The 11025-nt window shown below is 38.3% G+C and carries 9 protein-coding genes and 1 pseudogene; 4 read left to right on the forward strand and 6 right to left on the reverse strand.

Annotated elements, in window-relative coordinates; all coding sequences use genetic code 11:
- Positions 1–1442: GH3 family acyl-acid amido synthetase (locus ABWO12_RS11200; RefSeq protein ID WP_353089033.1), on the reverse strand; the 1442-nt coding region annotated here is incomplete at its 3' end.
- Positions 1442–1945, reverse strand: coding sequence for a peptidase (locus ABWO12_RS11205; protein WP_353089034.1), 504 nt, complete (start codon positions 1943–1945; stop codon positions 1442–1444). The genes ABWO12_RS11205 and ABWO12_RS11200, both read right to left, overlap by 1 nt.
- Positions 1946–2103: 158 nt before the next feature.
- Here ABWO12_RS11205 and tatA point away from each other — a divergent pair, with 158 nt between their 5' ends.
- A complete protein-coding gene (tatA, locus tag ABWO12_RS11210; RefSeq protein ID WP_353089035.1) occupies positions 2104–2283 on the forward strand; it encodes a twin-arginine translocase TatA/TatE family subunit in 180 nt (59 codons plus the stop codon).
- Between the two features lie 234 nt (positions 2284–2517).
- Here tatA and ABWO12_RS11215 read toward each other — a convergent pair whose 3' ends face one another.
- From ABWO12_RS11215 to ABWO12_RS11230, 4 genes are all read right to left on the reverse strand, one after another.
- Entirely contained in the window at positions 2518–4650 is a 2133-nt protein-coding gene (locus tag ABWO12_RS11215; RefSeq protein WP_353089037.1) for a Tex family protein, read from the reverse strand.
- A 285-nt stretch (positions 4651–4935) separates the two neighbouring features.
- Complete coding sequence (locus ABWO12_RS11220) at positions 4936–5262, reverse strand: hypothetical protein (protein ID WP_353089038.1); 327 nt, start codon at positions 5260–5262, stop codon at positions 4936–4938.
- 3 nt (positions 5263–5265) lie between these two features.
- Positions 5266–5697: a ribose 5-phosphate isomerase B gene (rpiB, locus tag ABWO12_RS11225; RefSeq protein ID WP_353089039.1), complete on the reverse strand. Its 432-nt coding sequence runs from the start codon at positions 5695–5697 to the stop codon at positions 5266–5268.
- 1138 nt (positions 5698–6835) lie between these two features.
- Positions 6836–7069: a hypothetical protein gene (locus ABWO12_RS11230; protein WP_073360235.1), complete on the reverse strand. Its 234-nt coding sequence runs from the start codon at positions 7067–7069 to the stop codon at positions 6836–6838.
- A 133-nt stretch (positions 7070–7202) separates the two neighbouring features.
- Here ABWO12_RS11230 and rnr point away from each other — a divergent pair.
- The 3 genes and pseudogenes from rnr (at position 7203) to ABWO12_RS11245 (ending at position 10858) form a co-directional block, all read left to right on the forward strand.
- Positions 7203–9382, forward strand: a pseudogene (gene rnr / locus ABWO12_RS11235) (ribonuclease R).
- 39 nt (positions 9383–9421) lie between these two features.
- Positions 9422–10087 carry a head GIN domain-containing protein gene (locus tag ABWO12_RS11240; RefSeq protein ID WP_353089040.1) on the forward strand — a complete coding sequence of 222 codons (666 nt, stop codon included), beginning with the start codon at positions 9422–9424 and terminating at the stop codon, positions 10085–10087.
- Between the two features lie 60 nt (positions 10088–10147).
- Positions 10148–10858 carry a LysE family translocator gene (locus tag ABWO12_RS11245; protein WP_353089041.1) on the forward strand — a complete coding sequence of 237 codons (711 nt, stop codon included), beginning with the start codon at positions 10148–10150 and terminating at the stop codon, positions 10856–10858.
- Positions 10859–11025: the final 167 nt, after the last annotated feature.

Raw genomic sequence — 11025 nt, forward strand, 5'->3', positions numbered from 1 at the left:
CGCGGAAGTTTGTTTTGACCTCCCAATTTCCCGATAGACTTCATATACGTTTGAAAACCGTTGGGCGCTACTGGCGTGACAACCACCGTTCGCAAAACATTCCCCGCGATTAAATCGTCATAATACACATTCTGTTGGCGCATGGCATAATCGATTTTTAACGCAAACTCGTTCAAATTCTCGGGAAGTTGTTCAAATTCTATCAACCATTCGTGATACGGCAATCCTGCTTGAGGTGTTATTTGCGGTGCTACGGTAAATTCATTGATACGAACCGAAGTTCCTTCCACCGCTTGACGCAAGGCCTCCTCTACTTCTTTCCCAATAACATGTTCTCCAAAAGCCGAAATGAAATGTTTCAACCGACCCGACACGATCACACGATAGGGTTGTAAACTAGTAAATTGAACCGTATCGCCAATATTGTAGGCCCATAACCCTGCATTGGTAGAGAGTAAAAGCACATAATTTACACCCCGTTCGACCTCACCAATGGTGTAGCGAATGGGATTTGGAGTGAAAAATTCATCCGCCTTTACAAACTCATAAAAGATTCCCGAATTCAATAGCAACAACATGCCTTTTTCGGTTTGTGAATCTTGGTAGGCAAAAAACCCTTCAGAAGCGGGAAAAAGTTCGATGGAATCTACTTTTCGTCCCATCAATTGTTCAAATTTCGCACGGTACGGTTCATAATTGACACCGCCATAAATAAACAGATTAAAATGGGGAAACAGCGTGCCTACTGGTTTTCCTGAAATTTGAACGAGTTTTTCAAAATACATTTGTACCCAACTCGGAATCCCAGAAATTACCGTCATGTTTTGGGTCATCGTTTCCTGAACAATCGCATCTACTTTGGTTTCCCAATCGTCAATGCAGTTGGTTTCCCAGCTAGGCAAGCGGTTGCGTTGTAAATACTTAGGTACATAATGCGCTACTATACCCGAAAGTCGGCCCAGTTGAATGCCGTTTTTGGACTCCAATTCTGGACTTCCTTGCAGAAAAATCATTTTTCCATCGACAAAATCGGCTTTGCCTGTTTCGTGGATATAACTCAAAATGGCATTTCGAGCTGCTTGGATATGAAACGGCATGGATTCCTTGGTTAGAGGAATGTATTTGGCCCCCGACGTTGTCCCCGACGTTTTGGCAAAATAAAGAGGCTTCCCTTTCCAAAGAACGTGCTCTTCCCCTTGCACCACGCGGTCAACATAGGGTTTTAATTGTTCATAGTCGCGAATGGGAACCTGTTTGACAAAATCGGCATGGGAATGTATGGTGTCAAAATGGTGGTCTTTTCCAAAAGCGGTCTGTTGCGCTTGAGCAATCAATTGACGGAAAACGTTTTGCTGGGTTGCTACCGGATTTTGCGCCCATTTTTGGGTGTCTCGATGCACTTTGTAGGCCAAAAGTCGGGCGGCAAATGATTTTAACGACATTATTTTTTTCCTTTTTGAGACGGTTTGGCGGGTGATTTTTGCTCCTCCTGTTCCACTTCACGGCGCAGTTCCATTTCTTTTTCGGAAGGTGTCAATTCCAAATCAGGGAGGGTATCCACTGCGATGGCTAAAATAGAATCCTTATTGACTTTGGCATATTCTAAATTCCCGTTCAGCACCTTCTGAATTGACTGCAAGTACGGTTCGTTTTTTTTGATGGCAAATTCCAACGAATCGGATTTTAACGCTAATTCGGTAGCGTTACGTTTTAATTCGGTAGAAGGATACCCCGGAATATATTCTCGAAGCGGCGTAAAGGCAATGATAAACGTAGTCACAAAAATGATCAAAATGGCACCAACACCCGCTACTACAAACACATTCATCAACGTAAGTCGAAGTGAAAAAATCTCCTCAAACGTATCGTCATTTAATATTACAAGCCTGTTTTTGGTAAACAGGTGCTTTTTGAGCCGTTCTTTTTTTAGTTTTTTGGCTGACATACGGAGCGTTTGATGCAACAAATATAACCAAATTCAGCGGTGAAAAGCGGATACTTTAACGTGAAATCTTTGTTAGAAAAACAATAACGTTACTTTTTTTATTTACCTTTGTTCCATTAATTGAATTAAAAACTGCGAAAGCATAAAATATCAATACTATGGGAAGAATGGGACCAACCGAATGGATCGTCATTTTAATCGTTGTTTTACTTTTATTCGGAGGTCGAAAAATTCCGGAATTAATGAAAGGATTGGGCGCTGGTGTAAAAGAATTTAAAGACGCTGCCAAAGGAGAAGATAAAACAAAAGCTGAAACCAAGACAGAAGAAAATAAATAGTCTCCTGACGCCACATCATAACGACTTGTTCTTTACAAAAAATCACTGTTTTCAAGAGCAGTGATTTTTTTTTCACTTTTTTTTATTTTTTCACGCAACCCTTTTCTTTTTATTGCATCTTATTATTGCTTGCTATGAAGAAGAACATACTATTTTGTTTCCAATTGCAGTTTTAACTTGTAAAATTGCAAAAAAATAATCCCAAGTTCGGTTTCGAATTTGGGATTATTGCTTTTATAACACCATGGTCAATTGAATGCGTTTTCGAACCTCATCAACTTCTATGACCTTTACTTGAACATGTTGGTGCATTTTGACGACTTCATTGACATCGGAGACAAAGCCGTCTTTCAATTGGGAAATATGCACCAAACCACTTTCTTTAATCCCAATATCAACAAAGCAACCAAAGGCAGTAATGTTGTTTACAATGCCAGGTAAAATCATTCCCGAACGCAAATCATGTAGCGTTTTTACATAGGGGTCAAATTCAAATACCTTAGCGGCTTTTCGCGGATCCAATCCGGGTTTTTCAAGTTCTTTTAAAATATCTTTTATCCCAAGAATTCCTACCGTGTCGTTGACATAATTCTCTGGCTTAATTTGGGCAATCTTGGCTTTGTTTGCAATCAAATCGCCCACTTGAATTCCTAAATCTTTAGCCATTTTCTCGATTACTTTATACGATTCGGGATGTACCGCCGAGTTATCCAAAGGATTTTTCCCATCTTTGATGCGAATAAAAGCGGCGGCTTGTTGAAACGCTTTATCGCCTAAACGAGGGACTTTTTTTAATTGATTACGATCTTGAAAGGGTCCGTTTTCAGAGCGAAATTTCACAATATTATCGGCCATTTTTTCACCGATACCGCTCACATAACTCAGCAGCGATTTGCTCGCCGTATTGATATTGATTCCGACGGCATTCACACATCGAATTACGGTATTGTCGAGTTCTTCCTTTAACTTCACTTGATCTACATCGTGTTGGTATTGCCCCACGCCAATCGACTTGGGATCGATTTTGACCAATTCGGCCAAGGGATCGCACAAACGGCGTCCGATGGAGACCGAACCCCGCACGGTGACATCGTAATTTGGAAACTCTTCACGGGCTATTTTACTCGCTGAATACACCGATGCCCCTGCTTCGGAGACTACAAAAACCTGAACGGGTTTGTCGAAAGCAATTTTTTTGATAAAAAACTCCGTTTCCCGACTGGCTGTTCCGTTACCAATAGAAATCGCTTCAATGTTGTACGCATTGACCATGGATTTTATTTTTTTCATCGCCATGGCCGTTTCGTGTTGGGGCGCATGAGGATAAATCGTTTCGTTGTACAACAAGTCGCCTTTTTCATCCAAACAAACCACTTTACAACCGGTTCGGAAACCTGGATCGATGGCCAAAACGCGCTTTTCACCCAAGGGCGAGGCGAGTAACAACTGCCGTAAATTTTCAGCAAAAACGGCAATCGCTTTGGCATCGGCTTTTTGTTTGGCCTCTTGTAAGGTTTCGTTGGAAATCGCGGGTTCCAATAAGCGCTTGTAACTATCTTTGATGGCTAATTTTAAATGGAGCGTTGTATCGTTGTCGCGTTTAATAATGGCTTCTTCTACCCTTTCGATGGCTTCGTCTTTGTCGAGGGTGACTGAAAACTTGATATACCCTTCGGCTTCGGCGCGTAACATGGCCAATAAACGATGGGAAGGTGTTTTGGATAAGGGTTCAGACCAATCAAAATACTGGGCAAATTTTTGGGCGTTTTCGTCGGTATCTTTGCCTTTTACCACCTTGGTTGTAATCACCGCTTGCCTTTGAAATTGACGCCGCAGTTGTTTACGAACAAACAGGTTTTCGTTGATCCATTCGGCGATAATGTCGCGCGCACCTTGTAGTGCCTCGTCTTCGTTGACCACATTTTTATTCAAATATTTGGAAGCCAAATAATCAATGTGGTCGGAGTTTTGTGCCATGATAATTTTGGCGAGCGGTTCCAACCCATTTTCGCGAGCGATATCGGCTTTGGTTTTCTTCTTCTTTTTGTAGGGCAAATACAAATCCTCAATCTCACTACTATCAAAACTCTTTTCAATTTTTGCTTGAAGTTCGGGATGTAATTGCCCTTGTTCGGCGATACTAGCCAAAATACTTTCCTTGCGTTTGATAAGTTCGTCAAACTGCTTTTTGAATTTGGCAATTTTTTCGAGCACGACCTCATCCAGGTTGCCGGTTTTGTCTTTTCGATAGCGGGCAATAAACGGAATGGTACAATCTTCTGCGAGCAATTGTAGCGCTGCTTCAATGTTTTTGGCTGCGACTTCAGGAAGTTGTAAATGAGTTTGAATAAAAGAAATACTGTTCATACGAATGCGAACAAACGCCTTTCTACGTTTGAAAAAAAGAACACTAATTTATGGGCTAAATGTACATAAAAAAGCGGGCGATAAAAACGAAAATCCAAAGGATAAAATGGGTTTCATCGAAGACTGGCTGCGTTAGGGGGTGAGGGATTGTTGGAGCTCTACCGAAGATATGCTGCTTTTGGAAAACAAAAATTACCCTCGGTAAGCGACTCCCGAACACCCGGCCCCGAAGTAGGGAGCTGGATCATGTAAGGCAAAATTCATTGAGGGGAAACGCCCAAAAAATTATACGGGAGAAGACCTTTGATAAATCTGTAATCCTAATTGAATGTAAAAATATCCGACGGGAATATTGGAGAGTAGTAGCACTATGGCGCCGGCTACAGGCTGACGGTATTCAGGTTCGGTAAACAAAAGTTGCAACAATCGAATACCGAAGTAACTGTTTAAAAACAGCATGCTGATAATATAAAACAAACTGAGGTAAATGACCTGTCCGCAAGGGTTATAACAATACCAAACCATCAAACCGGTGCCCAACAATAAAGTGAGTAACACCACAAATCGGGTAGCTCGAATAATGTCGGGAGTGGTTTTTAGCGAATTGAACATGGTTTAAGAACAGGCTATTTTTTGAACGCGGTTTTGATGTCGTCCGCCTTCGAAAGGTATTTCAAGAAAGGTAGCAACCATTTCAACGGCTTGAGGAATAGCGGTGAATCGAGCGGGAATACTTATGATATTGGCGTCATTGTGTTGCCGTGCTAAGGCGGCAATTTCTTTGGTCCAACACAGGGCTGAGCGAATGGCTTGGTGTTTGTTGACCGTCATATTGATGCCATTACCTGAACCACAAATGACGATTCCGAAATCGGCACGACCTTCAGCAACATCTAAAGCCACGGGATGACCAAAATCGGGATAATCTACACTAGCATCATTATCGGTTCCGTGATTGATAATTTCATGGCCTTGCGTTTGTAACCAATGAACAATAGCTTTTTTGTATTCGGGTCCGGCGTGATCGTTTCCTATTGAAATGCGCATGAGGTAATCGTTGTATTTAGGTCTTATAAATCGTTAAACAAAGTTAGGGAATAAATGCGCGCTTCGGGTTATATTTGGTTAAAAACTTTACGAAATGGAAGTTGAAGCAATTTTTGAAACGTTTAAGGATCATGTGATTGGCTATGGTCCTCACGTTTAAATACCAGAGGAAGTGTATCAAAACATACTCAAAATAAGTAAATACAAACGTATCATTTGTACTATTAATCAGATGGTAACGTTGCATTCGGCCTTATTACAAAAATAGGGGCTGTATTTTATATAATTAAACCAGCCTTTGGTGATAAAACAAAAATGGAGCATTGGGGTGGTGTTGACCGTCTATTTAGCGCCCGATGATTCGACGTATGGAATGCCGATTTCGTAGAAATTTCAAGAAGTTTTAGCAAGTGATCTTAAGGGAAGTGATTTGTTTTATTAATTAACACCAGGTAAGCAACGTTCGCTACTTCATGTGATAAACAAAATAAAAAGTTCGCAGCTAAAAATTGAGCGGAGTTTTGTGATTTAGGAGCATTTAAAACGGTAACAAGGAAAATTGGATTATCAAATTCTAAATCAAGACATTAAAGCGTTTCATAAAAAAATAAATTTTTAATATTTCATTGATTATCAATATGTTAAAAATTATTTCTTAAGCGATGTTGATATTATTTTACAATAGCCTGATTTTCAGTTAACTTTAAATTAACATTTATTGTTGATAATTTTGAAAAGAAAATCAGAAGTTTTTTGAAACCGAAACTTAATTTTTATAAGCAAAAATTTCAAGGAGAAATCCAATGAAAGTTTTGCTTTTTTTTTGGAAAATTATTGACAACAAAAAATAGGTTTTCAACAGTTTTTAGGGTAAAAAGTTATGCTAAAAAAAGCAGGGAATAGAATTATTGACAGCTGTTAATAAAATCTAAAAATTTCATCATTTTGAGCCGATTAGGTTTTTGAAAAGTTGTTCATAAAGCGGTATAATTTTCCATAACTTTTTGAAAAAATAAATACCCAAAAAGTTTTACTCCTTATCAACACCCTATAATAACCATCATAAATTTTAAAAATTTTAAAAATGATTTTTTTGTTTTTTAAAAGCTGTTGAAAACTTCACTGTTTTTAAAAAATGTTAAACGATATGAAGTGGGTTGTTTAAATGGTCGATGAGGGCTTGAACGCGTGCAGTATCGTTGGGATGTACTTTGAGTCGAATGCCGCCTAAAGCAATACTGGCAAAGGGATCAACGGAAACAATCGTTTCGTTCTCGAAAAAATGAGGAATGTTTTCTCGATCCAAGAGAGTTTTTAAAATATAGGTTTCTTGCGGTAAATGAAAGATGGCAACGGTGATAAAATCTTTCATAAGTGACTGATTTTCTTTACTCAAAGGTAATTGTTTTTCAACCCGAATATGTAATTTTCCTATTTAATGTAGGCTTTTTCACTAGTAACTGAATTGGATTTCGTAATTTTCAACCGTAAAAGAGAAATGAAGTATGCCAAGAAACCGAAAAAATCTTGGGAAAAAGAATAAAACCTTTTCCGAGAAAATCTTTAAAATCCTATCGAAAAGTCCGAATAAACCTTTTAACTACAAACAGATTGCCGCTATCTTAGAGCTTGATGATACCAAAAGTCGCAATGAGATTATAAAGGACTTAAAAATTCTAGCTTCGCAAAAGGTAATAACTGAAGTCGAACCTGGAAAATACCTGATTCCTTCTGACCATCAGGAATATTACGAAGGTACTATCGATATGACTACGCGAAAAACAGCGTATTTTATTTGCGATGAATTAGAAGACGATGTATTTATTCCGTTTATCAATTTAAATCACGCTTTACATGGGGATCGGGTAAAAGTGTATGTTTACAACAAACGGGCTTCGCGAAAGCCTGAAGCAGAAGTGGTGGAAATACTCGAACGGGCTAAGATGGAGTTTGTAGGCGTAGTCGATGTGCAAAAGAATTTTGGTTTTGTCACGACGGCCAATCCTAAAATGTATACCGATATTTTTATTCCAAAAAATAAATTAAACGATGCGCAACACGGTGATGTAGTATTAGTTCGTTTAGAAGATTGGCCTAAAAAAGCCGATTCACCTTTTGGTTCGGTTATCAAAGTTTTGGGTAAACCTGGGGAACACGATACTGAAATTCATGCTATTTTAGCCGAATACGGTTTACCTTACGATTTTCCCATTGAAGTAGAAGCTTTTGCAAATAAAATTGATACTTCAATCACCGCTGATGAAATCGCTAAACGGCGAGATATGCGCGGTATACTTACCTTTACCATTGACCCTCGGGATGCCAAAGACTTTGATGATGCGTTGTCGTTTCAAGTATTAGACAATGGAAATTATGAAATTGGAATTCACATTGCCGATGTTTCCCATTATGTAAAAGAAGGAACGATTTTGGACGAAGAAGCGTATAAAAGAGCCACTTCAGTCTATTTAGTCGATCGTGTGGTTCCGATGTTGCCCGAAGTGTTATCCAACTTTGCTTGTTCGTTGCGTCCTCATGAGGAAAAATATACATTTTCGGCAGTTTTTGAATTGAATAACAAAGCCGAATTGGTCCATCAATGGTTTGGTCGAACGGTGATTTACTCTGATCAGCGCTTTGCCTACGAAGAAGCACAACATATTATTGAGACAAAATCGGATATTATTCCTGCGAAAACATCGTTAACTGGAAAGGATTATCAAGTACCGGATCCTATAGTTGATGCGGTTTTAACCTTGCATGAGTTGGCAAAAATTTTACGTCAAAAACGCATGGCAGCAGGGGCGATTTCATTTGATAAAGTGGAAGTTAAATTTAATTTGGATGAAAATGACGAACCGACAGGGGTATATTTCAAAGTTTCCAAAGAAGCCAACTTTTTGATTGAAGAGTTCATGTTATTGGCCAATCGAAAAGTCGCTGAATTTATTGGCAAACAAAAGAAAACCTTTATTTACAGGATTCACGACGAACCTAATGAAGATAAATTGATTGGACTTCAATCGGTGATTTCAAAGTTTGGGTATTCGATTAATTTCAAAACCAAGCAAACCATTTCTAAATCGTTGAATGATTTATTGGCCGAAGTTAACGGAAGAAAAGAACAAAATTTAGTCGATACCTTAGCGATTCGTGCGATGAGCAAAGCCCGTTATTCTACCGAAAATATTGGTCATTACGGACTTGCATTTGATTTTTATAGTCATTTTACTTCGCCCATTCGTCGATATCCTGATGTGATGGCGCATCGTTTGTTACAACATTATTTAGATGGCGGGAAAGTGCCGATGAAGAGGCTTTCGAAGAAAAATGTGAGCATTCGACCGATATGGAAATTTTAGCAGCTAATGCTGAACGCGATTCGGTGAAATATATGCAGGTCAAATACATGAAAGACCACATGGATCAAGAGTTTTTGGGTGTTATTTCAGGGGTAACCGAATGGGGAATTTACGTTGAAATCATTGAAAACAAATGTGAAGGTATGGTTCGAATTCGCGATATTAAAGAAGATTACTATGTATTTGATGAAAAACAATATGCTTATATCGGCGAGCAATACAAAGGTATGTTGCAATTGGGTGATGAAGTTTTTGTGAAAGTTAAAAACGCTGATTTAGTTAAAAAACAATTGGATTTTACGTATTTACGGAAAAAGGAATAATTCTTGTAAAGCTTCGTTTTATTATAAATGTTTACAGCAATGAAAAAATTGATTCTTTTCGTTTTCGTTTGTGTATCGATTGCGAATGCACAAATCGAAAAAAAAGTAGGTGATTTTACCAAAGTGACCGCATTTGATCAAATTGATGTTTTGTTAGTTCCCGGAAAAGAGGATAAAGTGGTACTCACCGGTAAAGAAGCTTCTTCGGTAGAAGTTGTCAATCGCAATGGGGAATTAAAAATACGAATGCCTTTAACCAAGATACTGTCAGGTGAATCGGTCTCAGCGACAGTATATTATACTAATTTACAAGCCGTAGAAGCCAATGAGGGTTCGCATATTGGCGGCGAAACGGTTATAAAATCTACTTTTTTTGAGGTAATTGCCAAAGAAGGTTCGCAGGTAAAATTAAAGTTAGAGGTTTCCAAATTAACAGCCCGCACAGCCAATGGATCGATAGTAGAACTACAGGGATCTGCCAAAACCCAGGAGGTGATTGTCAATTCAGGAGGACAGTATGAAGCAAAAGATTTACGTACTGAGCAAACCACGATTACAGGAAATGCCGGTGGAGAGGCTGAAATTTATGCTTCTGAATGGGTGGATGCTAAAATTCGGGCTGGTGGGACTATTGTTATTTACGGCAATCCAAAGCAAATTAACGAGAAAACCATCGCTGGCGGGACCATTCGTCAAGCCAAATAGATAAGGAAATTTGCTTTTTCTCAGAAAAAGAATATCTTTACTTTTTAAGTGAATTAAGCCATGCTCAACGATATTTTAGCGGCCATACCTTGGGGATTTTTACTTGCCTTTACTATTGGGCCTGTTTTCTTTGTTTTATTAGAAACGAGTATTACCAAGGGTTTTCGAGCTGCGATGGTGTTTGATGCCGGAGTAGTTTTTGGTGATTTTGTTTTTATTTTAATAGCTTATTTTAGTACCAATCAAATCCTTGAACGCCTAAAAGATGATCCTGGCTTATTTATTTTTGGTGGAGGAATTATGCTTACGTACGGTATAATTTCTTTCATTAAAGAAAAAAAGAATTTCTTAAAAAAAAAGGATGAAGAACAAGTAGAGGAAGATAATATTCCTAAAAACAATTATTTAGGATTATTTTTTAAAGGGTTCTTTTTGAATTTTATCAATATTGGGGTTCTAGCCTTTTGGATGGGAATCATCATCGTATTTGGCCCCAAATTAAATATGGAAACCGATCGAATTGTTTTATTTATCGCAGTCATTATTCTGACCTATTTTGCGGTGGATATTTTAAAAATAATGGTAGCCAAACAATTGAAATCCAAACTAACTCCTAATAATATTTATAAGATAAAGCGGGTAATTAGCGTTATCCTAATGATATTCGGTAGTTTTTTAATCGTTCAAGGGTTTTTCCCCAACGAAAAAAAGATGATCGAACAACAATTAGGAATTGGTAAAACACTTGAAAATGCCACGAATTCTAAATAGTTTTTTTCTTTCGGTATTAAGTTTTCTAGTCATTTATTTTCATAAAAAAAACCTCCCAATACTGAGAGGTTTTAAGTAAGAGGCATCGCCCGTCCCGAAACTTCGGGAGAACCGAGTGTGCGGTTTTGCAGTTATTATTTTCAATAAAAAAAACCTCCCATTTCTGA

Source organism: Flavobacterium sp., from assembly GCF_040379285.1.
Classification (GTDB): Bacteria; Bacteroidota; Bacteroidia; order Flavobacteriales; family Flavobacteriaceae; genus Flavobacterium.